The sequence below is a fragment of the Massilia sp. 2TAF26 genome (genome assembly GCF_052115005.1).
Classification (GTDB): domain Bacteria; phylum Pseudomonadota; class Gammaproteobacteria; order Burkholderiales; family Burkholderiaceae_D; genus Telluria.
Genome location: NZ_JBFRFV010000026.1, coordinates 1 through 24,904, shown reverse-complemented (window position 1 = coordinate 24,904; position 24,904 = coordinate 1). Strand labels below are relative to the sequence as shown.

Annotated in this window: 17 protein-coding genes and 1 pseudogene; 11 read left to right on the top strand and 7 right to left on the bottom strand. The window is 66.3% G+C overall.

The features are described from left to right. Window positions 1-167 precede the first annotated feature (167 nt). The 9 genes from AB4Z32_RS21695 to AB4Z32_RS21655 all read left to right on the top strand — a co-directional run bounded on the left by AB4Z32_RS21695 (window position 168) and on the right by AB4Z32_RS21655 (window position 14,471). A complete protein-coding gene (locus AB4Z32_RS21695; protein WP_442123944.1) occupies window positions 168-1,409 on the top strand; it encodes an acetylornithine/succinyldiaminopimelate transaminase in 1,242 nt (413 codons plus the stop codon). Window positions 1,410-1,472: 63 nt separating this feature from the next. Beyond that, window positions 1,473-2,516: an arginine N-succinyltransferase gene (locus tag AB4Z32_RS21690; RefSeq protein ID WP_442123943.1), complete on the top strand. Its 1,044-nt coding sequence runs from the start codon at window positions 1,473-1,475 to the stop codon at window positions 2,514-2,516. Window positions 2,517-2,529: 13 nt separating this feature from the next. After that, window positions 2,530-3,564, top strand: a complete 1,035-nt coding sequence (astA, locus tag AB4Z32_RS21685; RefSeq protein WP_442123942.1) for an arginine N-succinyltransferase — start codon at window positions 2,530-2,532, stop codon at window positions 3,562-3,564. Continuing rightward, window positions 3,557-5,044, top strand: coding sequence for a succinylglutamate-semialdehyde dehydrogenase (gene astD, locus AB4Z32_RS21680; RefSeq protein ID WP_442123941.1), 1,488 nt, complete (start codon window positions 3,557-3,559; stop codon window positions 5,042-5,044). Before astA ends, astD begins: the two co-directional genes overlap by 8 nt. A gap of 4 nt (window positions 5,045-5,048) precedes the next feature. Further along, window positions 5,049-6,392: an N-succinylarginine dihydrolase gene (astB, locus tag AB4Z32_RS21675; protein WP_442123940.1), complete on the top strand. Its 1,344-nt coding sequence runs from the start codon at window positions 5,049-5,051 to the stop codon at window positions 6,390-6,392. 199 nt (window positions 6,393-6,591) lie between these two features. Further along, window positions 6,592-11,328 carry an NAD-glutamate dehydrogenase domain-containing protein gene (locus AB4Z32_RS21670; RefSeq protein ID WP_442123939.1) on the top strand — a complete coding sequence of 1,579 codons (4,737 nt, stop codon included), beginning with the start codon at window positions 6,592-6,594 and terminating at the stop codon, window positions 11,326-11,328. A gap of 16 nt (window positions 11,329-11,344) precedes the next feature. Then, on the top strand, window positions 11,345-12,340 hold the full coding sequence (locus AB4Z32_RS21665; protein ID WP_442123938.1) for a succinylglutamate desuccinylase: 996 nt from the start codon (window positions 11,345-11,347) through the stop codon (window positions 12,338-12,340). A gap of 52 nt (window positions 12,341-12,392) precedes the next feature. Further along, window positions 12,393-13,508, top strand: coding sequence for an NADH:flavin oxidoreductase/NADH oxidase (locus tag AB4Z32_RS21660; RefSeq protein ID WP_442123937.1), 1,116 nt, complete (start codon window positions 12,393-12,395; stop codon window positions 13,506-13,508). 99 nt (window positions 13,509-13,607) lie between these two features. Beyond that, a complete protein-coding gene (locus tag AB4Z32_RS21655) occupies window positions 13,608-14,471 on the top strand; it encodes a head GIN domain-containing protein (RefSeq protein ID WP_442123936.1) in 864 nt (287 codons plus the stop codon). A 60-nt stretch (window positions 14,472-14,531) separates the two neighbouring features. Here AB4Z32_RS21655 and AB4Z32_RS21650 read toward each other — a convergent pair whose 3' ends face one another. Continuing rightward, window positions 14,532-15,704 (bottom strand): globin domain-containing protein, encoded by a 1,173-nt coding sequence (locus tag AB4Z32_RS21650; protein ID WP_442123935.1) that lies wholly within the window; start codon window positions 15,702-15,704, stop codon window positions 14,532-14,534. Between the two features lie 90 nt (window positions 15,705-15,794). Continuing rightward, entirely contained in the window at window positions 15,795-16,274 is a 480-nt protein-coding gene (locus AB4Z32_RS21645; protein ID WP_442123934.1) for an RrF2 family transcriptional regulator, read from the bottom strand. Between the two features lie 160 nt (window positions 16,275-16,434). On the opposite strand from AB4Z32_RS21645, the gene AB4Z32_RS21640 reads away from it, so the two are divergent. Continuing rightward, window positions 16,435-17,937, top strand: a complete 1,503-nt coding sequence (locus AB4Z32_RS21640; protein WP_442123933.1) for an APC family permease — start codon at window positions 16,435-16,437, stop codon at window positions 17,935-17,937. 133 nt (window positions 17,938-18,070) lie between these two features. Here the strand turns inward: AB4Z32_RS21640 and AB4Z32_RS21635 are convergent. The 5 genes and pseudogenes from AB4Z32_RS21635 to AB4Z32_RS21615 form a co-directional block, all read right to left on the bottom strand. Beyond that, window positions 18,071-18,217 (bottom strand): annotated as a pseudogene (locus AB4Z32_RS21635) (NADH:flavin oxidoreductase/NADH oxidase); the annotation flags it as partial. 19 nt (window positions 18,218-18,236) lie between these two features. Next, window positions 18,237-19,349, bottom strand: coding sequence for an alpha/beta fold hydrolase (locus AB4Z32_RS21630; RefSeq protein ID WP_442123932.1), 1,113 nt, complete (start codon window positions 19,347-19,349; stop codon window positions 18,237-18,239). 203 nt (window positions 19,350-19,552) lie between these two features. After that, window positions 19,553-21,721 (bottom strand): S46 family peptidase, encoded by a 2,169-nt coding sequence (locus AB4Z32_RS21625; protein ID WP_442123931.1) that lies wholly within the window; start codon window positions 21,719-21,721, stop codon window positions 19,553-19,555. 143 nt (window positions 21,722-21,864) lie between these two features. Continuing rightward, window positions 21,865-23,142, bottom strand: coding sequence for a cardiolipin synthase (cls, locus tag AB4Z32_RS21620; RefSeq protein ID WP_442123930.1), 1,278 nt, complete (start codon window positions 23,140-23,142; stop codon window positions 21,865-21,867). Window positions 23,143-23,211: 69 nt separating this feature from the next. Further along, window positions 23,212-23,481 (bottom strand): GlsB/YeaQ/YmgE family stress response membrane protein, encoded by a 270-nt coding sequence (locus tag AB4Z32_RS21615; protein ID WP_036170652.1) that lies wholly within the window; start codon window positions 23,479-23,481, stop codon window positions 23,212-23,214. 285 nt (window positions 23,482-23,766) lie between these two features. Between AB4Z32_RS21615 and AB4Z32_RS21610 the strand changes: the two genes are divergently transcribed. Further along, the coding region (locus tag AB4Z32_RS21610) for a hypothetical protein (RefSeq protein WP_442123929.1) at window positions 23,767-24,904 on the top strand (1,138 nt) is incomplete at its 3' end.

Sequence of the window (24,904 nt, the reverse complement as noted above, 5' to 3'; positions counted from 1 at the left end):
GTGCTCTGACCCCGAATTTTGCTTGAGATAGCGCAAAAGTTGCTCGTCCAAAAATGAAAATGCCTGTCGCAGTTTGGAAAGAACTGCAAGGGTCGTGTTTCTATAATGGGTCGCTCGGCGCGGCTGCTGGAGTTCGCGCGACTCTTATCTGGATGAGGAAGAACGTCATGAATGCTAAGCTCGAATCGGGTGTCACCACGCGGCCTGTTACACGCCAGACTTTCGACGAGGTCCTCGTCCCGACCTACGCTCCGGCTGCGATGGTCCCGGTGCGCGCTTCCGGCCTGGATGTCTGGGACCAGGAAGGCAAGCATTACCTCGACTTCACCTCCGGCATCGCCGTCTCCAGCCTCGGCCACTGCAACCCGCTGCTGGTCGACGCCGTGACGCGCCAGATCAATACCCTGTGGCACCTCGGTAACGGCTACACCAACGAGCCGGTGCTGCGCCTGGCCTCGGCCCTGACCGAAGCAACCTTCGCCGACCGCGCCTTCTTCTGCAACTCCGGCGCCGAAGCCAACGAAGCCGCGCTGAAGCTGGCCCGCAAGTACGCGCACACCAAGTTCGGTCCGCACAAGTCGCGCATCGTGTCCTGCCTGTCGTCCTTCCACGGCCGCACCCTGTTCACCGTCTCGGTCGGCGGCCAGCCGAAGTACACCGAAGGCTTCGAGCCGCTGCCGCAGGAAATCAACCACATCGCCTACAACGACATCGAGTCCGCGCGCGCCGCGATCCTTGACGACGTCGCCGCCGTGATCGTCGAGCCGATCCAGGGCGAGGGCGGCGTGATCCCGGGCGATATCGAATTCCTGAAAGTCCTGCGCGAGCTGTGCGACAAGACCGGCGCCCTGCTGGTGTTCGACGAAGTGCAGTCGGGCGTGGGCCGCACCGGCGCCCTGTACGACTACATGAACGTGGGCGTGACCCCGGACATCCTGACCTCGGCCAAGGCCCTGGGCAACGGCTACCCGATCGGCGCCATGCTGACCCTGGAGGAGATCGCCCAGCACTTCAACGTCGGCTCGCACGGCACCACCTACGGCGGCAACCCGCTGGCCGCGACCGTCGCCCTGAACGTGCTCGAGCAGATCAACCAGCCGGCCTTCCTGGCCCGCGTGAACGAAGCCAGCGCCAAGCTGTTCGCCCAGCTGGAAAAACTGTCGGCCGACTTCCCGCAACTGTTCGGCAAGCCGCGCGGCAAGGGCCTGCTGATCGGCCTGCCGATGGCAGAAGGCTTCAAGGGCCGCGCCAAGGACTACACCAAGGCCGCCGAAAAGCTCGGCCTGATGCTGCTGATCGCCGGCCCTGACGTCGTGCGCCTGGCGCCGGCCCTGGTCGTCAGCGACGCCCAGCTGCTCGAAGCCGACCGCATCATGCGCGACACCGCCCAGGCCTTCATCGCCGGCTGATACGCGCCATCCGCCGGCTGCTTCGACGCAGCCGGCCTGCCTGACTCTTGATCGGGAGTTCCCATGTATGTTGTCCGTCCGGTAGAGCCCGCGGATGTCGGCGCCCTCGAGACGCTGCTGGCCACCGCCATGCCGGGAGTGCATACCCTGCCGCGCACGCGCGAGAAGATCGCCGCCCTGGTCGAACGATCAAGCGCTTCGTTCGCGGCCCACGTCGACATCCCCAGCGAGGAAACCTATCTGTTCGTGCTGGAAGACCTCGAGCACCATGAACTGGTGGGCACCGCCTCGATCCACGCCTCGGCCGGCTCGAACGGCACCTATTTCGCGTTCCGCAACGATGTGATCCAGCAGGTCTCGCGCGACCTGAACATCAGTCACAGCGTGCATGCGCTGACCCTGTGCTCGGAGCTGACCGCCTACTCGCAGCTGTCGGGCTTCACGATCCGCCACCGCAATAAGGCCAACTACCGCGCCGGCCCCGAAGCGGCCCTGCTGTCGCGCGCCAGGCTGCTGTACGCCGTGCTGGCGCCGCACCGCTTCGGCGACCGCTTCTTCGTGCCGCTGGCCGGCGTCACCGACGACGACGGCCAGTCGCCGTTCTGGGATGCGCTCGGCCGCAAGTTCTTCAAGATGGATTTCCTCGACGCCGAACGCACCATCGGCGGCGCCCGCAACCGCACCCTGATCGTCGAGCTGATGCCGCACTATCCGGTGTACGTGCCGCTGCTGCCCGGTCCGGCGCAGGCGGCCATGGGCCAGATCCACCCGGATGGCCAGCTGGCCTTCGATCTGCTGACCGAAGAAGGCTTCGAGGCCGACGAGTACATCGACATCTTCGACGGCGGCCCGATCCTGCAGGCGCACAAGAACGCGCTGCGTTCCTTCCGCGGCTCGATGGTGCGCCGCGTCGCGACCCAGGACCAGCCGCCGGGCGCGCCGGACACCATGGCCAGCTACGCGGTGGCCAGCAGCGAGCGCAAGTTCCGCGCCATCGTCGTGACCTGCGCGCCGGCCGAAAGCAGCGAGGCGCTGTGCCTGCCCGCCTGGGCCCAGCAGGCGCTCGGCGTCGCGCCGGGCGATAACGTCATCTGCGTGCGCATTTAAAGGAAACCGATCCATGCTCTTGATTCGCGCAATCACCCTGGACGACATCGATCCGCTGATCGAGATGGCGCGCCAGGTCGGCAGCGGCATGACGACCCTGAAACCGGACCGCGACATGCTGGGCGAACGCGTGAACACCGCGGTCGCTTCCTTCGCCCAGGCCATCCCGCCGGAACAGCGCGACTACATGTTCGTGCTGGACGATACCGCCAACCATCGCCTGGCCGGCGTATGCGCCATCAAGGGCGCGGTCGGCCTCACCGAACCCTTCTACAACTACCGCATCGGCACCCTGGTCCATTCCAGCCGCGAGCTGGGCGTGTTCACCCGCATGGACACGCTCTACCTGTCGAACGACCTGACCGGTTCGAGCGAACTGTGCTCGCTGTTCCTGATGCCGGAATACCGCACCGGCCATAACGGCAAGTGGCTCTCCAAAAGCCGCTTCCTGTTCATCGCCCAGTTCCAGCACCTGTTCACCGAGAAGATCATCGCCGAGATGCGCGGCTTCCAGCTTGATGACGGCTCCTCGCCGTTCTACGAAGGCCTCGGCCGCCACTTCTTCAAGATGGATTTCGACCACGTCGACGGCCTGACCGCGATCGGCAAGAAGTCCTTCATCGCCGAGCTGATGCCGCGCCAGCCGCTGTACGTGGCCTACCTGCCGGAAGACGCCCAGGCCGTGATCGGCCAGGTGCACCGCTCCACGCTGCCGGCGAGGAAGCTGCTCGAGCAGGAAGGCATGCACTACGAGGGTTACGTCGACATCTTCGACGCCGGCCCGGTGCTGCAGGGCCGCGTGGCCGAGCTGCGTGCGGTGCGCGACAGCGTGCTGACCGTGGCCGGGGAAGGCGCGGCGGAAGGCGAGTGCGACATCACCCTGGTCTCGAACACGAAGCTCGACGATTTCCGCATGATCCTCGCGCAAACCTGCGATGGCGGCACCAAGGTGGCGCTGTCGGTACGCGAACTGCAGCTGCTGCATTGCCAGGCGGGCGACCCCGTGCGCACGCTGTCACTCAATGTAAGGAAGAATACGAATGGCTGATACCAACCTCTCGAATTACATCGGCGGCGATTGGCTCGCCGGCAGCGGCCAGGAACTGGTCACCATCGATCCGTCGACCGGCCGCCAGACCTGGACCAGCAAGGAATCGAACGCCGACGACGTGGCCCGCGCAGTCGAAGCGGCGCGCGATGCCTTCGAAGACTGGGCCCTGACCCCGCTCGAGCAGCGCATTGCGATCTGCCAGCGCTTCCGCGACCTGCTCAAGGAGCATAACGAGGAACTGGCCGCGATCATCGCCGAGGAAGTCGGCAAACCGCTGTGGGAAGCCCGTACCGAAGTCACGACCATGGCCAACAAGGTCGATATTTCGGTGCAGTCCCATGGCGCGCGCACCGGCGAGACCGCCGCCAGGGTCGCCGACGGCAATGCCGTCCTGCGCCACCGCCCGCATGGCGTGTTCGCCGTCTTCGGCCCGTATAACTTCCCCGGCCACCTGCCGAACGGCCACATCGTGCCGGCCCTGATCGCCGGGAACACCCTGGTCTTCAAGCCCAGCGAATATGCGCCGCGCACCGCGGTGCGCACGGTCCAGCTGTGGGAACAGGCCGGCCTGCCGAAAGGCGTGCTGAACCTGGTCAACGGCGGCCGCGAGACCGGCATCGCGCTGGGCGCCAACCCGATCGTCGACGGCGTGCTGTTCACCGGCAGCAGCCAGACCGGCGCCGCCCTGCATAAACAGTTCGGCGGCATGCCCGGCAAGATGCTGGCCCTGGAAATGGGCGGTAATAATCCGCTGGTGGTCTGGGACGTAGAGGATCAAAAGGACAAGCGCGACGCCGCCGTCCACCACGCCGTGATGTCGGCGTTCATTTCGGCCGGCCAGCGCTGCACCTGCGCGCGCCGCCTGATCGTGCACGACACCCCGCAGGGCCAGGCCTTCATCGACCGCCTGGTCGAGGTGGCGGGCAAGCTGGTGGTCGGTCCCTCGAACGCCGATCCGCAACCCTTCATGGGCCCGGTCGTATCAAGCACGGTGGCGAGGCGCCTGGTCGAAGCCCAGCAGATGATGGAAGAGAAGGGCGGCAAGGTGCTGCTGCGCATGCGCCAGCTGGATCCTGATAACGGCTTCGTCACCGCCGGCATCGTCGACGTCACCGGCGTGCAGGGCATCCCGGACGAGGAATGGTTCGGCCCCCTGCTGCAGATTATCCGCGTGCAGGATTTCGACAGCGCGATCAAGGCCGCCAACGCCACCGAGTTCGGCCTGGCCGCCGCGCTGCTGTCGCCGTCGGAAGCGCTGTGGAAGCGCTTTGCCGTCAAGGCCAGGGCCGGCGTGGTGAACTGGAACCGCCCGACCACCGGCGCGGCCAGTTCGGCGCCTTTCGGCGGCGTCGGCAAGTCGGGCAACCACCGCCCGAGCGCCTACTACGCGGCCGACTACTGCGCCTATCCGGTCGCCTCGATCGAAACCTCCGAGCTGGAAATGCCGGCCAAACTGTCCCCCGGACTGAGCTTCTAACACTATGCGTAATGCCCGCGAATTCAACTTCGACGGCCTGGTAGGGCCTTCGCACAACTACGCCGGCCTCTCCTTCGGCAACGTCGCCTCCTTCAACAACGTGAAGAGCGCGTCGAACCCGAGGCAGGCTGCCCTGCAGGGCCTGGCCAAGATGCGCGAACTGGCCGCGCGCGGTTTCGCGCAAGCCGTGCTGCCGCCGCAGGCGCGCCCGAACTTCCGGATGCTGCGGCGCCTCGGCTTCTCTGGCCTTGATGCCGACGTGCTGGCCCAGGCGTATCGGGAAGCGCCGGTGATCCTGGCCTGCGCCTGGTCCGCTTCGCCGATGTGGACCGCGAACGCCGCCACCGTCAGCCCGTCGAGCGACACCGCGGACGGCCGCGTGCACTTCACGGCCGCCAACCTGAACAACAAGCTGCACCGTGCCGAAGAGCACATCCAGTCGACCCGCACCCTGCGCGCACTGTTCGCGAACAGCGACCGCTTCGTGGTGCACGAGCCCCTGCCTTCCACGCCGGCGTTCGGCGACGAGGGCGCGGCGAACCACACCCGCTTCGCCAGCGCCCACGGCGCTCTTGGGGTCGAGTTCTTCGTCTACGGCCGTGTGGAATTCGACCCGTCCGCACCGAGCCCGAAAAAATACCCGGCGCGCCAGACCCTCGAAGCCTCGCAGGCGATCGCCCGCCTGCACGGCCTGGATGCGGCGCGCACCGTGTTCGCTTCGCAGAACCCGGACGTGATCGACCAGGGCGTGTTCCACAACGACGTGATCGCGGTCGGCAACGGCAACGTGCTGTTCTACCACGAGCAGGCTTTCGCCGACGAGACCGCGACCCTGGACGCGCTGCGCCGTGCGCTCGCCAACGTGGACGCCGACCTCGCCGCGGTGCGTGTCGATACCGGCATGGTGCCGGTCGCGGACGCGGTGGCCAGCTACCTGTTCAACAGCCAGCTGCTGTCGAAACCGGATGGCCGCATGGCGCTGGTGGTACCGCACGAATGCCGCGAGAACGCCGCGGTCTCGCGCTTCTTGGCCGGCCTGGTCGCGAGTGGCGGCCCGATCGACGAACTGATCGAGTTCGACCTGCGCCAGAGCATGCGCAACGGCGGCGGCCCGGCCTGCCTGCGCCTGCGCGTGGCGCTGACCGATGACGAGGCGGCCGCGATGCACCAGGGCGTGATCATGACCGATGAGCTCTACGCGAAGCTGGTGCCCTGGGTCGAGCGCCACTACCGCGACCGCGTCGAGCCGAAGGACCTGGCCGACCCGCAGCTGGCGATCGAATGCGCCGCCGCGCTGGAAGAACTGGAGCGTCTGCTCGGCCTGCCCGGACTGTACGACCTGGATTAACGAAGAGCCCCCGAAAATATTGCCGCGTGGATACAGAACTGCCTCGCCAGCGTCTTTACGGCATGTTCTAATAGCGGATTAGCTTTCGGGATAAGAAAGCAAGGAATCTGGACGGGACAACCCCGTCCGCATAAGCCTGAGCACGCGTGGCCACAAGCCGCGACGGACTCGGCATCAACACTCAGCTTTGGAGAAGCAAATGAATAAAGACATGCCGTCGGACCTGCGTACCCGTACGCTCGCCCTGGTTAACGAGAAAAATGCGGAAAACAAGCCTGCCGAACAGCTTGGTGCGCTGATCGGCGCCTGGCTCGGTTCCCTCGACGACGAGGACCTGGCGGGCGTTTCGCCGGACAGCCTGGCCGCGATCCTGCAGGACGGCTTCGCCCAGGTTGCGCAACGCACCGGCCAGGGCTGCCAGATCGCCCAGATGCGCTACACCGACGGGCGCTGCGGCATGTCGACTGCTCTCCTGATCCTCAACGAGGACATGCCCTACCTGGTCGATTCCTTCGTGATGGCGCTGCGCCGCCAGCGCGTGGTGGCGACCGGTGTGATGAATGCCGTGCTGCCGGTTCGCCGCGACGCGAATGGCGCCGTGGTCGCCGTCGGCGAAGCCGGCGCGCCGCTGGAATCCTATGTGCTCTGCCTGCTGGGTGAAGACCTGCCGCAGGAAGAGCTGGCCGCCCTGGTCGAGCGCCTGCAGATGGTGGCGCGCGACGCCGCCGTCGTCCACCGCGACGCCGTCGCCATGGGCGACCGCATGAGCGCCGTTGCCGCCGACGCCGCCGCGCAGGGCACGCCTGCCGGCCAGGAAGTCGCCGCCTTCCTCGAATGGGCCAGGAACGAAGGCTTCGAGCCCTTCGGCTATGCCTACTACTTCGTCAAGCCGGGCGTGCGCGAACTCGAACGCGACATCCCGAGCCGCATCGGCGTGCTGCAGGACACCTCGCACCCGGTCTACGCGACGAGTATCCAGAACATCCCGGGCGACTTCGAGATCCTGTCGAAGCGCGAAGAGACCCTGTCGATCGTGAAGGCCGACGTCGCCGGCACCCTGCACCGCGACCAGCCGCTCGACTTCATCGGCGTGCGCGCCACCGACGCCCAGGGCAACACCATCGGCGAACACTGCTTCATCGGCCTGTTCACCCGCGCCGCCACCTCGACCCCGTTGGCGCGCCTGCCGTTCGCGCGCGGCCGTGTCGCCAAGGTGCTCGGCATCGCCGGCGTGCGCCAGGAAGGCTTCCGCGCCGAGAAATTCCTGGAGATCCTGGAATCGCTGCCGCGCACCGAAGCGCTGGAAGCCGATCCGGAATGGCTGGCCCAGGTCTGCAGCGCCGTGGTCTCGCTGTACAAGCAGCCGCGCGCCAAGGTGTTCGCGCGCCGCGACGTCTACGCCCGCCACCTGAACGTGCTTGTCTACCTGCCGCGCGAGCGCTACAGCGCCGCCGTGGTGGCCGCCCTGGCCCAGGCCCTGAAGGACAGCTCGGGCGCCAGCGACGTGCGTACCCAGACCCTGGTGGCCGACGGCCCGCTGGCCCGCGTCTACCTGATCGCCCAGGCCGCGCGCAATCCGCTCGACCTGGAAACCGACATCCAGCAGCCGCTGCTGTCCGTGCTGGACGGCTGGCATGACCGCTACACCACGCTGACCGATGGCGTCGAAGACGTCCCGACCCGCAACGCGCTGCGCAAGCTGCTGCCGACCCTGCCGGTCAACTACGTGGCCGCCACCGCGCCGGAAGTCGCCTTCCGCGACGTCGCCGCCATCCTCGGCAACGGCAAGCCGAACCACGTGTCGGTTCGCATCGAGAGCGACGCCGCGACCGCTGGGGCAAGCTCTGCGTCGATCCGCCTGTACTCGACCGGCAGCCTGCCTTCGCTGTCGCGCATCCTGCCGGCCCTGCAGAACGCCGGCGTGGCGATCGACCGCGAGCAGGCCTTCGCGATCACCACCACCGACGGCGCCCGCCACTTCGTGACCAGCCTGATCGTCGATGCGGAAAGCGCGGCCAAGCTGGCCAAGCCGGGCATCGCCGAGGTGGCCGAAGAGCTGTTCGCCGCCCTGTTCAACGATGAAGCCGAAGACGGCCGCCTGAACGGCCTGACCATCGAAGGCGGACTGTCGACCCGCGAAGTGCAGCTGGTGCGTGCCTACATCAGCTACTGGCGCCAGGCCGGCAGCAAGTTCTCGACCCGCTACATGGCCGAAACCCTGCGCCTGCGCGCCGGCCTGGTGCGCGAACTGGTCGAAGGCTTCAAGCTGCGCTTCGATCCGAAGCTGGGCGAAAACGAGCGCGCCTCCGGCAACGCCAAGCTGGCCGCGCTGAAGGCCGGCCTGGCCCAGGTCAACCACGCCGACACCGAAGAGATCATGGCCGCCCTGGTCGACCTGGTGATGGCGACCGTGCGCACCAACTACTTCCAGGGGGACGAGAAAACCCGCGGCGACAAGATCATCTTCAAGATCGCCACCGCCGACCTGGCGCTGGCCCCGGAACCGCGTCCGTGGCGCGAAATCTATGTGTTCTCGCGCCGCTTCGAAGGCGTGCACCTGCGCGGCGGCCCGGTCGCCCGCGGCGGCCTGCGCTGGTCGGACCGCATGGAAGACTACCGCACCGAAGTGCTGGGCCTGGTGAAGGCGCAGATGGTCAAGAACGCCGTGATCGTGCCGGCCGGCTCGAAAGGCGGCTTCGTCTGCAAGCAGATGCCGAAGGATGCCGTGCGTGAAGTGGTGGCGGCCGAGGGCGAAGCAGTCTACCGCCTGTTCATCTCCAGCCTGCTGGAAGTGACCGACAACCGCGTGCGCGGCGAGATCGTCGCGCCGAACGACACCGTGCGCTACGACCAGGACGACCCGTACCTGGTGGTGGCTGCCGACAAGGGCACCGCGACCTTCTCCGACATCGCCAACAACATCGCCGTCTCGCGCGGCTTCTGGCTGGGCGACGCCTTCGCCTCGGGCGGCTCGAACGGCTACGACCACAAGAAGATGGGCATCACCGCGAAGGGCGCCTTCGAAGCCGTCAAGCGCCACTTCTACGAGATGGGCCATGACATGAACACCACCCCGATCACCATGGTCGGCGTGGGCGACATGTCGGGCGACGTGTTCGGCAACGGCGTGCTGCTGTCGAACCAGCTGAAACTGGTCGCCGCATTCGACCACCGCCACATCTTCCTGGATCCGACCCCGGACGTCGCCGTCTCCTTCAACGAGCGCAAGCGCATGTTCGCGCTGCCGCGTTCCTCGTGGGAAGACTACGACAAGAGCCTGATCTCGCAGGGCGGCGGCGTGTTCCCGCGCAGCGCCCGCCACATCGAGCTGACCCCGCAGGTCCGCGCCGCGCTGGGCATCGAAGAGACCAGCCTGTCGCCGGAAGAGCTGATGCACCGCATCCTGCTGGCGCCGGTCGACCTGTTCTACAACGGCGGCATCGGCACCTACATCAAGGCCTCGACCGAGACCCACGCCCAGGTGCGTGACCGCGCCAACGACAACATCCGCGTCAACGGCAGCGAACTGCGCTGCAAGGTCGTGGCGGAAGGCGGCAACCTGGGCGCGACCCAGGCCGGCCGTATCGAGTTTGCCCTGGCTGGCGGCCGCATCTTCACCGATGCGATCGACAACTCGGCAGGCGTGGACTGCTCCGACCACGAAGTCAACATCAAAATCTGGCTGGACACCGAAGTCAATGCCGGCCAGCTGCCGGAAGCCGACCGTAACCGCGTGCTGAACGAGATGACCGGTGCCGTGGAAGAGCTGGTCCTGCGCGACAACAAGCTGCAGACCCACCTGCTGGTGCGCGAAGCCCAGGCCCAGTCGAACAGCGCGGTGGTGGACGGCTATGCCGCCCTGATCGCCAGCCTGGAAGCCGAGGGCGCCGTTTCCCGCGAGCTGGAACAGCTGCCGTCCGAGACCGAGCTGCAGCGCCGCAAGGCACTCGGCCAGGGCCTGACCACGCCGGAACTGGCGGTCGTCATCGCCAACGTCAAGAACCGCTTCAAGCGCATCCTGGCCGCCCTGCCGCTGACCGAGCAACCGTGGGCCGAAACCGTGCTGCGTCCGTACTTCCCGGAACAGCTGGTCGCCACCCGCAAGCCGCTCGCGCACCCGCTGGCCAACGCCATCCTGGCGACCGTGCTGGCCAACGAGTCGGTCAACCGCTGCGGTCCGCTGATGCTGCGCGACCTGGCCCAGGAACACCGCATCGACGACGCCGAAGTGGTCAAGGCCTGGGGCCAGGCCTGGGCTGCCCTGCACCTGGCGCCGGTATTCGATGCGCTCGACGCCGACGCCCTGAAGGTGCCGCGCGACGTCTCGCAGACCGTCGATGTGCGTACCCGCGTGATGCTGCGCACCGTGATCGAAGGCGTGCTGTCGCTGCCGGCCGAACAGGCAGGCGCCGGCGGCATGGCCGAGCTGTCCAAGCTGTTCTCGCAGCCGGAGCAGCTGGCGCGCCTGAATCCGGGCAAGTCGGATGCGGACGCCCACGCCGGCCTGCCGCCGTCCTTCGCGCAGGCATGGAAGGCGGTCGACACGGTCGAATCGCTGGCGGCCTTCCTGTTCGCGGCGGTGTCGGTGCAGAGGCCTGGCGGCATGTCGCTGGCCGAGTTCCTGCAGGTCGGCATGCTGCTGCGCGCCGAATCCGGCATCGACACGCTGGAGCGCGGCCTGAAGCTGCCGGCCACCAGCAAGTCGCAGGAACAGCTGCGCAACTACGCGATGCAGGCCCTGCGCCGCACCCAGCAGCGCCTGCTGCTGACCGTGCTGGAACGCAGCAAGCAGACCGGCGACATGCAGGCCGCGGTGCAGGAAGTCACCAGCGCCATGGGCCTGACGGGCTTCGCCCAGCCGACCGACCTCGAACAGGCGATGCTGAACGTCTGGTCGCTGTCGGAAGGTTCGAGCCCTGAACGCATCGCGGCCTAAGTTGCTGAGTCAAGCCATGAGCGCAGCTTCGTTCGAAGCACTGCCGGAATCGGTACGGGTCCTGGCCCAGGCCGATTTCGGCCAGGTGGCCGGCCTGTTCCGCGACGCCGGCTTCACGGTCGGCCTCCCTGCAAAGGGCGTGCTGACCTTGAAGCATGCGCATGCCGACACGGCGCGTGCGAGCGTGCTGCTGTCGGTGGGCGTGCACGGCGACGAGACCGGGCCGATCGAGATGGTCGCGCACCTGCTCGATGCGCTGTCGCGCGCGCCGCGGGAACTGAAGGTGGACCTGATGCTGTGCGTCGGCAGCATCGACGCCATCGCGGTCGGCAAGCGTTTCATCGACGCCGACCTGAACCGCATGTTCCGCCTCGAACGCGGCGACCTCGCCGGCACCTTCGAGGCGGGCAGGGCGGACACCCTGATCGCCGCGACGCGTGCGTTCTTCGACGGCGCCGGCCCGCAACGCTGGCACCTCGACCTGCACACGGCAATCCGCGCCTCGCGCTATCCGAAGTTCGCGATCGTGCCGGAGCTGATCGAGAAGGGCGCGCGCAAGGCCCTGATCGAATGGCTGGGGCAGGGCGGCATCGAAGCCGTCATCATGAACCCGAAGTCGGCCGGTACCTATTCGTACTGGACGGCGGAGCGGCACGGCGCCGCCGCCAGCACGGTGGAGCTGGGCCGCATCGGCACCCTGGGGCGGAACGACCTGTCGCAGTTTGCGGCGATGAGCGCGGCGCTGCATGCGCTGTTGCGCGGAGCGCCCGCGCCGTCCGGGCAGGCGCCGCTGGTGTTCGACACCGCCCAGTCGATCATGAAGCTGTCCGATGCCTTCCGCATGAGCTTCGGGCGCGACACCGAGAACTTTACGCCCCTGAAAAAGGGCGAGGTCATCGCCACCGACGGCGATACCGTCTATACCGTCCAGCACGACGAGGAATTCGTCGTCTTCCCCAATCCGGACGTGCGTGTGGGTCTGCGCGCCGGAATCATGGTGGTGCGCACCTAATTCAATCGTGCGCGCTAGACTACCCCTTTCGACCGAAAGGGGAGTCTTTTCCATGAGCATGCTGTTTTCTCCGATCAAGCTGGGCCCGCTGGAGCTGGCCAACCGGATCGCCATCGCGCCGATGTGCCAGTACTCGGCCGACGAAGGCCTGCCGACCGACTGGCACATGATCCACCTGGGCCACCTGGCGCTGTCCGGCGCGGGCCTCCTGATCATCGAGGCGACCGCGGTCACGCCGGAGGGACGCATCTCGCCCGAGGACCTGGGCCTGTGGTCCGACGAGCACGCGGCCGCGCTCGAACCCGTCATCAATGCGATGCGCCGCCACTCGCCAATCAAGATCGCGATCCAGCTCGGCCATGCCGGCCGCAAGGCATCCAGCGAAGTCCCCTGGCAGGGCGGCGCCAACATCCCGCCGGATCACCAGCGCGGCTGGCAGACCGTGGCGCCGTCCGCCATTCCGCATGCGCAGGGCGAGACCGTGCCGCTGGCGCTCGATGCCGACGGCCTGCAGCGCGTGAAGGAAGGTTTTGTCGCCAGCGCCCGCCGCGCCGATGCGCTCGGCCTGGACGCGATCGAGATCCACGGCGCCCACGGCTACCTGCTGCACCAGTTCCTGTCGCCGCTGTCAAACAAGCGCTCCGACGAATACGGCGGCTCGCTCGAGAACCGCATGCGCTTCCCGCTGGAAGTGTTCGATGCGATCCGCGCGGCCGTGTCGCCGGAGATGGTGGTCGGCATGCGCATCTCGGCCACCGACTGGGTCGAGGGAGGCTGGGACCTGGGCCAGAGCCTGGCCTTGTCCGAGGCGCTGGAACAGCGCGGCTGCCAGTTCCTCCACGTCTCGAGCGGCGGGCTGTCGCCGCTGCAGAAGATCCCGGTGGGGCCGGGCTACCAGATCGAGTTCGCGGCCCGCATCAAGCAGGAGACCAGCATGCCGGTGATCGGCGTGGGCTTGATCACCGAGGCCAAGCAGGCCGAGACCATTGTCCAGACCGGCCAGGCCGACATGGTGGCGCTGGCGCGCGCCATGCTGTACGACCCGCGATGGCCCTGGCATGCGGCGGCCGAACTCGGCGCCAGCGTGAGCGCGCCGCCGCAGTACTGGCGCTCCCAGCCCCACGAGTACAAGAACCTGTTCGGCGATACCCGCCTGGGCCAGCGCTGACGCCGTTCGTTCCGCGTTTCCTGCAGTTTGTCGCATGAGGAGGGCTGGCCCGGTCGCGCCTTGTTAGAGTTCAATCACTACTAACAGAAAGGCCATCCCATGCGTACACTGCTCGCCATCGCCTGCCTCGCCGCCCTCGGCGGCTGCGCCATCGTCGTCGCTCCCGGCGCCGACGGCGACTACCAGGTCCGGACCCCCTTCAACGGTAACACGGTCGACGGCGACGGCGTGGCCGCGCGCGACCAGCGCATGATCGGCACCGTGAACGGCCTGGACGTGAATGGATCCTTCGTGGTCGACGTGCGTGTCGGCCCGGCAACCTCGCTGGTGGTGGAAGCCGACAGCAACCTGCTGCCGCTGATCCGCACCGACGTGCGCGGCGACACCCTGAACATCTATGCCGACCGCTCCTACCGCAGCCGCAATCCGGTGCACGTGATCTACACGGTGCCGCGCCTGACCGACCTGAACCAGAACGGCTCCGGCCGCATCACGGTGGAAGGCCTGAGCGGCACGCCGCTGTCCGTGCGCCGCAACGGCTCGGGTTCCGTGAACCTGTCCGGCCAGGTGGCCAGCCTGGAAGCCAGCAGCAACGGCTCGGGCAGCCTCGACGCCTCGCGCCTGCAGAGCGCCAACGCCAGGCTGAACCTGAGCGGCTCCGGCCGCCTGGAAGTCGGCGAGGTTCGCGGCGACTACGCGATCGTCAACCTGAACGGCTCGGGCCAGCTGCGCGTGACCGGCACAGTGCGCTCGCTGACGGCACGCGCGAACGGCTCCGGCCACCTCGACCTGGGCAAGCTGTCCAGCGACCAGGCCGACCTCTCGTCCTCGGGCTCGGGCGGCATCACCGCCAACGTCCGCCAATCGCTGATCGCCCAGAACGGCGGTTCGGGCGGGATCCGCGTGTACGGCAATCCGGGGCAGCGCTCGGTGAGCGGCAACCACGTTCAAATGCTGAATTAAATATCGTGGCGGCCGCATCAACGTAGGGTGGGCACTCCGTGCCCACGCCCGTCGATGGTATTACAGCAGGTGATCGAGCAGCTCCGGCCCGAACACCTCGCGATGCAGGCGCCCAGCCGGCACACCCAGGTGCAGCAGCGACAGCCACTGCGCCTGCATGAACTTGTGCGGACCGCACAGCCACACATTCGCTCCCTCGCGCGGCCAGGACGGCAGCTTGGTCACGTCCATGCGGCCTTGCGCATCTTCATAGAAGGTCACCAGCGACAGGTTCGGCATCGCATCCTTCAGCGCGCCCACTTCCTCGCGCAGCGGATGGTGGGTGGCGTCGCGCGCGGCATGGGCGAAGATCACGCGGCGCTGCGGATTCACTTTTGCGATGCGCTTCAGTGCCGACACCATCGGGGTGATGCCGATGCCGGCCGACAGCAGCACGATGGGCTGCTCGCCTTCGGTGTCGGGAGTGAATTCGCCGAAGGGATGCGAGACCTGCAGGATCGAGCCCATCTGCACGTTCTGGTGCAGCCAGTTCGAGACCATGCCGGCCGGCGTGCCGGCGTCGGCGTCTTCACGCTTGACGGAAATGCGCTGGCTTTCCTTGCCGGGGGCGTCGGACAGGCTGTACTGGCGCAGCTGGTGGCTGCCGTCCGGCAGGTCGACCGCGACGCTGACGTACTGGCCGGCCTGGAAGGCCGGCAGCGGCTTGTCGTCGGCCGCGACGAAGCGGAAGGACACCACGTTCTCGCTCTCGCGGACGACTTCCGTGACGCGCATCGGGCGGGTCTCGCCCGGCTGGATGCCGGCGGTGCTATACATCTCGGCTTCGGCGGCGATCAGCAGCTTGGCCAGCGAGTTGTAGGCTTCCTTCCAGGCGTCCAGCAGCGGTTCGGTGGCGGCGTCGCCCAGGGTCGCGGCGATTGCGCCCAGCAGGTGGCGGCCGACGATCGGGTAGTGTTCGGCGCGGATGCCGACCGAGACGTGCTTGTGGACGATGCGATTGACCACCGGACCCAGCGCGCCCGGATTGCCGATGTTGGCCGCGTAGGCGAACACCGCCGATGCCAGCGACTGCTGCTGCGCCCCGCTTGCCTGGTTGCCCATGTTGAAGATGCGGGTCAGCTCAGGATGCGCGCCCAGCATGTTCTGGTAGAACAGCTTGGTGATGGTCAGGCCGTGTTGGCGCAGGACCGGCACGCTGGCGTCGATATAGGGGCGGGAAGCGTCGGAAATCATGGTTTTTTCCTTATTGATGCATTTAAAATGCAGATTTAACGTTCAAAAAAATGCCCGCGAAGCGAGCACCTACTTCTCTTCTTTCCAAGTCTATGAGCCAGCCTTGGCTGTCTCACTCTTGTTTCCACTCCAGAACATCCGGTGCATGCGAATCACCTGTTCGCCAGTCGCGCCCGAGGTGGCGTTGGCCAGCGTGTAGCGGTCCATCGCCTCGTAGAAGGCGCGCATCCCGGCGCGCAGCATGCCGCGCAGCTGGCAGTCGAGCTTGAGGGCGCAGTCCGTTCCCTCGCAGTCGACCAGTTCATCGTCCTCGCCTTCCAGCTTGCGCAACACCTGGCCGATGGTCAGGGTGCTTGGGTCGGCCGCCAGGCGCAGGCCGCCGTTGCGTCCGCGCGTCGCCGTGATCCAGCCCAGCTTGGCCAGCTGCCCGACCACCTTCACCAGGTGGTTCAGCGGGATGTCGAACTGGGCGCCGATCTCGGCAACCGTCACCGGGTGAGGGCGTTCGCCGGCCCGCTCCAGGTAAATGAGCACGCGCAGGCCGATATCGGAAAAGCGGGTGAGGCGCATCGTTTGGTCTTCGTGAAAACACAGGTATTCTACATAAATATGCATAAAAAATGCATCTTTAAGGGAATATTTTTTCTGAGCATTGCAAAATGTTATCTATAAGTGGCCAGCAACTGGCCCTATAATCGCAGGCTTTGGAAGTGCGACCAAAGGACACGCCGTGAACCAGACATTGGGCCAGAAGCTCTTTAGAACCAAGACGTCCGAGCGCAAGCTCGACGACTCTGCCGTCCATGGCGGTGGGCTCGGCCGCACGCTCGGCCTGTTCCCGCTGACCATGATCGGCGTCGGCGCCACCATCGGTACCGGCATCTTCTTCACCATGGTCGAAGCGGTGCCGAAGGCCGGCCCGGCGGTGGTGCTGTCGTTCCTGCTTGCCGCCATCACCGCCGGCCTGACCGCGCTGTGCTATGCCGAGCTGGCGGATCGCGTGCCGGCCTCCGGCTCGTCCTATTCCTTCGCCTACGCCACCGTGGGCGAATTCGCCGCCTTCGTGGTCGCCGCCTGCCTGCTGCTGGAATATGGCTTGGCCGCCAGCGCCACCGCGATCGGCTGGTCCGACTACCTGAACAACTTCCTGCAGAACGCGATCGGCTGGCAGATCCCGGACGCCCTGCGTTCGCCGATGATCGTCTCGGGCAAGAACGGCATCGAATTCCATGCCGGCCACATCAACCTGCCGCCGATCCTGCTGGTGGTGATGTGCTGTGTCCTGCTGATCCGCGGCACCAAGGAATCGGCGGCCACGAATGCCATCATGGTCATGATCAAGCTCGTCATCCTGATCTTCTTTGCGGCGATCGCCCTGACCGGCTTCGACATCAATAACTTCCACCCCTTCTTCGCGGCGAAGGACGGCCACAGCCTGGGCGGCATGGCCGGCGTGACGGCGGCGGCGGGCACCGTGTTCTTCTCCTTCATCGGCATCGACACCATCGCCACCGCCGGCGAGGAAACCCGCAACCCGACCCGCGACGTGCCGCTCGGGATCCTGATCGCCCTCTTGATCGTGACCGTGTTCTACATGCTGGTGGCGGTTGCCGCCATGGGCGCCCAGCCGGCCCATATGTTCGAGGGCCAGGAAGCCGGCCTCGCCGTGATCCTGCAGAACGTGACGGGCAAGGCCTGGCCGGCACTGGTGCTGTCGGGCGGCGCCGTCATCTCCGTGTTCTCGGTGACCCTGGTGACGATCTACGGCCAGACCCGCATCCTGTATGCGATCTCGCGCGACGGCCTGATCCCGAAGACCTTTCAAAAAGTGAACCCGCGCACCCAGTCGCCGGTGGCGAATACCCTGATCGTCTCGATCGTGGTGGGCATCGTGGCCGGCCTGGTCGACTCCACCTTCCTGTGGGACATGGTGAGCATGGGCACCCTGGTCGCCTTCATGGTGGTCTCGGTGGCGGTGCCGGTCATCCGCCGCAAGCAGAAGGAAGAGGACAAGCGCACCGGCCGCAAGGGGTTCCGCGTGCCTTTCGGTCCCTACCTGGTGCCGGGCCTGTCGATCCTGGCCTGCCTCTACCTGGTGCTGGGCCTGTCGCCGATCACCTATACCGTGTTCGCGGTGTGGATGACGGTGGCGGTGCTGACCTATTTCGGCTATGGGCTGCGTAACAGCCGCTTGAACAGGGCTGGGACGCAGGCAACGGAGTTGACGCATTAATCACGCGTCATCCCCGCGAAAGCGGGAACGACGTGCTTGAGTTACCGGATTACTTCTGCATCCTGTAACGCTCCAGCCAATGCGCGCGGTCAGCGGCAGGTTCTGCGGCCAGACTTCGCGCACGGCCTCCAGGGTCGTCCAGCGTCATCTCCTTCGGCACTTTCGGCAGGCCGCCACCGTAGGCGACAGCCGACAGCGCGATGGTGTCCCAGCCTTAGGGCGCATCGGACGGGATGTGGTCGTCGCCTTCCCAGGGACGGTTGGCGCTGGCCTTGCGGCCGATCGAGAACCGCCGGTCCTCACCGCGCCAGCGGCTTCACATACGTTAACAGGCTGACCAGCGTCTTGCCCGGCTCTTCCCAGGGGATCATGTGGGCCGAGCGCTCGAACCATACCGCGCGCTTGTACGGGGCCTGTACCTGCGCCAGCCAGGCTTCGGCCGGGGCGGTGGGCGTGGTGTAGTCATGCCGGCCGAGGAACATCACGACCGGGATCGGGAAACGCTTCACGCCGGAGAAATCGACCTGCACGAATTCCGGCAGCACCCGTCCCAGCGTCAGCAGGCTTCCACGGTCGATGTCGCGCACCTGCTTGCCGTCGTATTCGGGCGAGAGAAGGGGACCATCGAAGAAGTAGCCGGAGCTGCTGCGGAAGGCGCTCAGGCCGCCGTAGTATTGCGGCCACTTGCGCGCCACGATGATGCGCTCGCGCGTGATCGGCTGGTTGCCGGGGTAGGGAGCGATCGAGGCGAGGTCGCGCAGCGCCTCCCGGTTGTCGTGCGCCTTTGCCTGCGCCATCGCATAGTCGAAGCTGATGCGCTCGTTCTCGCGCGTGCTGATCACCTGGCCGATGCCGACATAGGCATGGAACAGGTCGGGGCGCTTGAGTGCCGCCTTCATGGCGATGATGGTGCCCCAGCTGTGACCCATCAGGATCAGCTTGTGCTTGCCGTAGCGCTGGCGCAGGTGCTCGGCCACTTCGATCGCATCGTCGACGTAGCGTTCGATACGGATCGTGCCGCCGACCGCTTCCGGATCGGTCTCGCCATAGGTCTTGCCCGCACCGCGCTGGTCGTAGTTGGCGACGGTGAAGTATTCTTCGATCGGACGCTGGAACTGCCACATGGTCGGCGTGACGGGGGAGGCCGGGCCGCCGTGAACGAACAGGACCATCGGATTCTCGCGATCCTGGCCGCGCACGCTGATCCACTGGTCGATGCCGCCGATGCGGGTCTTGTACGACTCCTGTATGGCGCCAGGGGCGACGATCTTTTCCAGGTCCGCGACCGCGGCGCGCGCCTCGCGGTACTCCCTGGCCTGCGCCTGCAAATCGGTATCCTGCGCCGCGGCGCCCGCGGCGCCCGCGGCCACCATGCCGGCCAGCGCCCAGCATGCGATCCATGTCCTTTTCATGCCGCTCCTCCCTGATCGATGGCGCCGGGCGCCGATTGCAGGCAAGTGTAGCGGTGCGGGCGGCAAGCGGCAGCTGACGGTGGACTGGAATGCCGATCCGGCCGGATGAACCGCCGCCATGGGCGACGAACGGAAAAAAAGCCACGCGCCTTGCGGCAGCGTGGCTTCTTGGATTGGACGCCGCGAAGCGTCCACCCAGGCGTTTACTTGACGCCCATTTCCTTCAGCAGGTTGTCCGCGTGGTCGACCTTGTCCATGTTCCACAGGATGTAGCGGATGTCGACCTGGATGTCGCGCGTGGCTTCCTTGTTGAAGTCCCAGTCCGAGATGATCGAATCGAGGGTGCCGTCGAAGGCCAGGCCGATCAGCTCGGCCTTCGAGTTCAGCGCAGCCGAACCCGAGTTGCCGCCGGTGATGTCCAGGGTTGCCAGGTAGTCGACCGGCACGGTCTTCAGCTTCGGATCGGCGTAGTTGCCGAAGTCCTTGGCGCGAATCGCGGCCAGCTGCTTCTCCGGTGCGTTGAATTCGCCTTCGCCGGTGTGCTTGGCAACCACGCCCTTCACGGTGGTGAAGGCGGTCCAGGAACCGGTGCCGTCGGCGCCGTAGCTGCGGCCCTTGACGTTGCCGAAGGTGACGCGCAGGGTCGAGTTGGCGTCCGGGTAGACGGCCTGGCCGCGGCTGTTCATGTAGGCGATCTTGGCCTTCATGTAGCTGGCGTAGGCTTTCTGGATGTTGCCGCCCAGTTCCTCGTCCTCGGCTTCTTCCTTGCGGTCGGCGTCGTACAGGGCGACGGCGGCCTTGATGAAGGCGTCGTTGCTGGACTGGAAGTCAGCCGGCGACTTGTTCAGCCACTGGACACGGAAGTCCTTGTTCTGCAGCTGCGAACCGGCGTACAGCTTGTCCAGCGCGGCCTTCAGTTCGGCTTCGCTCATGCCCGGCTTGATGCCCAGCGCGGCGTCGAAGGCGGCGTTTTCATTACCCGGCTGGGCGCGATTTTGCTCCACATATTGCTTCAGGAAGTTCAGCACCAAAGCCTTGTCGACCTTCTCGTCGTAGGTGCGGTCCTGGCCGGTGATGCTCGACGTCAGGCGCGGCATGTCGCGTTCCTGGTAGCCCGACTTGCGCTCGGCATCCGGCTTGGTGCGCTCGTTGGCCAGGCGGTACAGGGCGCGCGCCGAGTTCAGGAAGCGCGGGGTCGAGTAGCTCAGGAAGAACTCGCGCTTGATCTTGGCGTCGCGCTCGGCGATCAGCTTCTCGACGGTGTCGATGTCGGCGCCGAATTCGGCTTTACGCTGCGGGTTGGCGTTGACCCAGGCCTTCAGCGCACTGTGCTCGGCGGTCTTGCGCGCCAGGATGTCGCTGCCTTCGTAGCTGGCGATCATGCCCTTGCGGTTCTTGTAGTAGTTGTTGACGCCCGCGACCTGGCCGGCGTACTTCAGCTTGGCGGCCGGATCGTTCTTGGTCTCGCGCTCGATGATCGCCAGGGTCTCGCCCGACGCCTTCACGAAGGCCGGGTAGTTCCAGTCGAAGGTGAACGCCACTTCCGACGGCAGGCGGTGACGGTTGGTGCGGCCCGGGTAGCCCATGGCCATGATGAAGTCGCCTTCCTTGACGCCTTCCTTGGCGATCTTCAGGAAGTGCTTCGGCTTGTACGGCACGTTATCCTTCGAGAACTCGGCGGCCTTGCCGTCGCGGCTCACGTAGGCGCGGTAGAAGCCGTAGTCGCCGGTGTGGCGCGGCCACATCCAGTTGTCGGTGTCGCCGCCGAATTTGCCGATGCCGACTGCCGGCGCGTGCACCAGGCGCACGTCGCGGATTTCCAGCTGCTTGATGCGGTAGAACTCGAGGCCGCCGTAGAAGCTCGGCACGGTGCAGCGGTAGCCGGCGTCTTTTTCGCACTCGGCCACCAGCGCCTTCTGGTTCTTCTCGATCGCCTCGACGCGGGCCTTGCCGGTCAGCTTGGCGACTTCCGGGGTGATCACGCGGTTGGTGACGTTCGCCACTTCCTCGGTCACGAACACGCGGCTGCCCGGTGCGGCCGGCAGTTCCTCGTCCATGGTCTTGGCCAGGAAGCCGTTCGCCAGCAGGTCGCGCTGCGGGGTCGAGTTGATCGCCACGCTGTTGTAGACGCAGTGGTGGTTGGTGATCACCAGGCCCTGCGGCGAGACGAAGGAAGCCGAGCAGCCGCCCAGGCTCACGATCGCGCCCGCCGGGAATTCGGTCAGCTTGGTCAGGGTGGCCGGGTCGAGCTTGAGGCCGGCGGCTTTCAGTTGCTTGGCTACTTGTGGCAGCTGCTGCGGCATCCACATGCCTTCGTCCGCCTGAGCGGCGAAGCTGGTCAGGATGGCCAGCGAAAGAAGAGATTTTTTCATTCGTGTGGTGGGGGCTGCCAAAACCTGTTTTGGAGGCCCCGATACGTTAGTGGTTATTGGATTGTCGTCTCGTGGCTCTCTGGGAGCCGCCACAGTATGCGGATGTGAAAAACGACCGTCAACCAATATTTGCCACTTTGTAATTACAGCTGCGCACCGATCAGGTCGGCCAGTTTGCCCGCCGCCTTGTCGTGCAGCGGACGGTTTTCCCACTGCTGCAGCGAGACCGGCTTCGCGCGGCGCCAGTCGTCTTCGAAGACCGCTTCCTGTTGCTTGGCGAAGACCGGATCGAGGACGTTCAGGTTGGCTTCGTCGTTCAGGCTGAAGGAGCGGCTGTCGAAGTTGGTGGAGCCCACCGACACCAGCAGCGAATCGACCACCAGCGCCTTCACGTGGTACATGGTGGGCTGGTACTCGGCGATCCGGATGCCGGCCGCGAGCAGTTCGCCCCAGCGCTCGCGCGAGGCGGCGCGCACCACGTCCGAGTCGATGATCTTGCCGGGAGTGATGACGCGCACGTCGACCCCGCGCTTGGCCGCCGCGACCAGGGCCCGCACCGCCAGGTCGTCCGGCACGAAATACGCGTTCGACAGGTGGATCGTGTGGCGCGCGGCGGTGATCGCCAGCAGGTACATCAGGTGCATGCTCTCGCTGCCGCCGGTGATGGAACTGGAAAACATCTGCGCCGCCGACTCGCCCTCGTGCTTCAGGGCCGGGAAGTAGGCGTCGCCGTCGAGCACGGTGCCGGTGGCCTTGGTCCAGTTGTCGTTGAACACGGCCTGCATCTGGCCGACCACCGGGCCCTCGACGCGGAAATGGGTGTCGCGCCAGTGGTCCTCGTCCTGGCCGTGGCCGCGCCATTTGTCGGCGATGCCGACGCCACCCGTAAAGCCGATGCGGCCGTCGACGACCAGCAGCTTGCGGTGGGTGCGGTTGTTCAGCCGCGCCAGCTTCCACCACACCGGCTTGTGGTAGCGGTGCAGCTCGACGCCGGCGCTGCGCATCTGCTCCATTTCGGCATTACTGATCTTCATGCTGCCGATCCAGTCCAGCAGGACGTGGACCTTGACGCCGGCGCGCGCGCGTTCCGCCAGCGCTTCCGTGAATTCGCGGCCGATCGAGCCGGACCAGTAGATATAGGTTTCGAAGGTGATGGTGCGCTGCGCCTCGCGAATCGCCTTCAGCATGGCGGGGAAGATCTGGTCGCCGTTCAGCAGGACCTCGACCTTGTTGCCTTCGACCAGGGGCGGGCCGAGCAGCACGCCGAGGGAGCGGCGGAATTGCGGGTCGTTGGTGTCGTACTGGCGGGTCAGCTGGGTCTCGATCTGTTTTTCGTTCGGCATGAGGTTGAGCGCCAGCAGGCCGACCATGAGGGTGGCGATGCAGGCGATCAAGGCAACGATGGAGCGACGTATACGCATGGAAGTATTTTAGACACAAAAAAACCAACGCCGGAAAGAGCGTTGGTTTTAACCGAAGTAGCGCACTGCTTAGCGGACGCGGCCGCGACGCAGCAGATTCACGATGGCCAGCAGGATCACGGCGCCCAGGAAGGAAACGAGCAGCGACGAGACACTGAAGTCGTCCGCGTTGATGGTGCCGGAACCGAACAGCGGGGACAGCAGCCAGCCGCCCAGGAAGGCACCAACGATACCGACCACGACATTGAGAATCATGCCTTGTTCAGCGTCCGTCTTCATGACCATGCTGGCGAGCCAGCCGAGAATACCACCGACGACGATCCAGATAATGAATAACATGTTGATTCCTCCTCAAGTTGGAAAAACATACTCCAGGCCAATTGATTGCCGAGGCCATGGGCAAAGTCTAGTGATGCGTACGTACCCGGGTCGGTGCGGCAACGTACGTTAGACGCGCAAAGTGCGACGACGTTCTCTTGATGCTTGGAATGTCCGGGCAAGGGTGCGTCAGCGAACAGAAGCGCACTGCTGGGCAGGCATATCGTTGCTTCCATTGCACTACCCGATTTTTAGAAAACACGTATCCAATACGTGCCTGGCACACCGACCTTGAGAGGACACACTATGAGCATCTTCGACACCGACAAGCAGAACAACCAGAATCGCATGGTCACCGGCCTGTTCCCGGACCGCGCCAGCGCCGAACGCGCCTACAGCGCCATCTCGACGCGCGGCTATACCAAGGACGACGTCAACCTGATGATGTCGGACTCGACCCGCAAGACCCATTTCAACGACACCGAAACCGAGCTGGGCAGCAAAGCGGCTGAAGGCGCCGGCGTCGGTGCCGGTATCGGCGGCACCATCGGCGCCGTGCTGGCCGGCGTGGCCGCGCTGGGCACCACCCTGGTGCTGCCGGGCCTGGGCCTGGTGGTGGCGGGTCCGCTGGCGGCCGGCCTGGCCGGCGCAGGCGCGGGCGGCATCACCGGCGGCCTGATCGGCGCACTGATCGGCGCCGGCATCCCGGAGGAGCGCGTCAAGCACTACGAAGAAGGCATCAACCAGGGCGGCATCCTGATGGGCGTGAATCCCCGTTCGGATGACGACGTCGAATACATCCAGCGCTCCTTCACCGATAACGGCGGCTCGCACGTGATCGGCACCGGCATCGGTGCCCTCGCCGGCGCGGCCGTGGGGGCGGGCATCGGCTCGGTCGCCGGCCCGGTCGGCACCCTGGCGGGCGCCGCGATCGGCGGCATCACCGGCGGCATGGCCGGCAAGGGCGCCGGCGAAGTCGTGAACCCGAAAGCGGGCGACGACCTGGGTGAACACTACATGGCCAAGGGTGTGGGCGCGGGCGCCGGCGCGGCAGTCGGTGCCGCCGCCGGTGCGGTGGCCGGCCCGATCGGCATGGCGGCCGGCGCCGCGATCGGCGGCCTGGCCGGCGGCGCTGCCGGACGTGGCGCGGGCGAAGTCGTGAACCCGCATGCGGAAGACCGCCTGCATGAACACAACCTGGCGCAGGGCACCGGCGCTGCCGGCGGCGCGCTGGCCGGTGCTTCGATCGGCGCCGTCGGAGGCCCGATCGGCGCGGTGGCTGGCGCGGTCGTCGGCGGCATTGCCGGCGACATGGCCGGCAAGGGCGCGGGTGAAGTCGTGAACCCGAAACCGGGCGACCAGCTGCATGAGCACAACCTGGCCGGCGGCGTCGGCGCGGGCGGCGGCGCGGCGGCCGGTGCGGCGCTGGGCGCGGTCGGCGGTC

Excerpts from the sequence above, each read along its gene's own strand:
- AB4Z32_RS21655 (WP_442123936.1), top strand. The coding sequence starts at position 13,608 with ATGCGTACACTGCTCGCCATCGCCTGCCTCGCCGCCCTCGGCGGCTGC.
- cls (WP_442123930.1), bottom strand. The coding sequence starts at position 23,142 with ATGCGTATACGTCGCTCCATCGTTGCCTTGATCGCCTGCATCGCCACC.
- AB4Z32_RS21625 (WP_442123931.1), bottom strand. The coding sequence starts at position 21,721 with ATGAAAAAATCTCTTCTTTCGCTGGCCATCCTGACCAGCTTCGCCGCT.
- astB (WP_442123940.1), top strand. The coding sequence starts at position 5,049 with ATGCGTAATGCCCGCGAATTCAACTTCGACGGCCTGGTAGGGCCTTCG.
- AB4Z32_RS21650 (WP_442123935.1), bottom strand. The coding sequence starts at position 15,704 with ATGATTTCCGACGCTTCCCGCCCCTATATCGACGCCAGCGTGCCGGTC.
- AB4Z32_RS21665 (WP_442123938.1), top strand. The coding sequence starts at position 11,345 with ATGAGCGCAGCTTCGTTCGAAGCACTGCCGGAATCGGTACGGGTCCTG.
- astD (WP_442123941.1), top strand. The coding sequence starts at position 3,557 with ATGGCTGATACCAACCTCTCGAATTACATCGGCGGCGATTGGCTCGCC.
- AB4Z32_RS21695 (WP_442123944.1), top strand. The coding sequence starts at position 168 with ATGAATGCTAAGCTCGAATCGGGTGTCACCACGCGGCCTGTTACACGC.
- AB4Z32_RS21645 (WP_442123934.1), bottom strand. The coding sequence starts at position 16,274 with ATGCGCCTCACCCGCTTTTCCGATATCGGCCTGCGCGTGCTCATTTAC.
- AB4Z32_RS21630 (WP_442123932.1), bottom strand. The coding sequence starts at position 19,349 with ATGAAAAGGACATGGATCGCATGCTGGGCGCTGGCCGGCATGGTGGCC.
- AB4Z32_RS21660 (WP_442123937.1), top strand. The coding sequence starts at position 12,393 with ATGAGCATGCTGTTTTCTCCGATCAAGCTGGGCCCGCTGGAGCTGGCC.
- AB4Z32_RS21690 (WP_442123943.1), top strand. The coding sequence starts at position 1,473 with ATGTATGTTGTCCGTCCGGTAGAGCCCGCGGATGTCGGCGCCCTCGAG.
- astA (WP_442123942.1), top strand. The coding sequence starts at position 2,530 with ATGCTCTTGATTCGCGCAATCACCCTGGACGACATCGATCCGCTGATC.
- AB4Z32_RS21670 (WP_442123939.1), top strand. The coding sequence starts at position 6,592 with ATGAATAAAGACATGCCGTCGGACCTGCGTACCCGTACGCTCGCCCTG.
- AB4Z32_RS21615 (WP_036170652.1), bottom strand. The coding sequence starts at position 23,481 with ATGTTATTCATTATCTGGATCGTCGTCGGTGGTATTCTCGGCTGGCTC.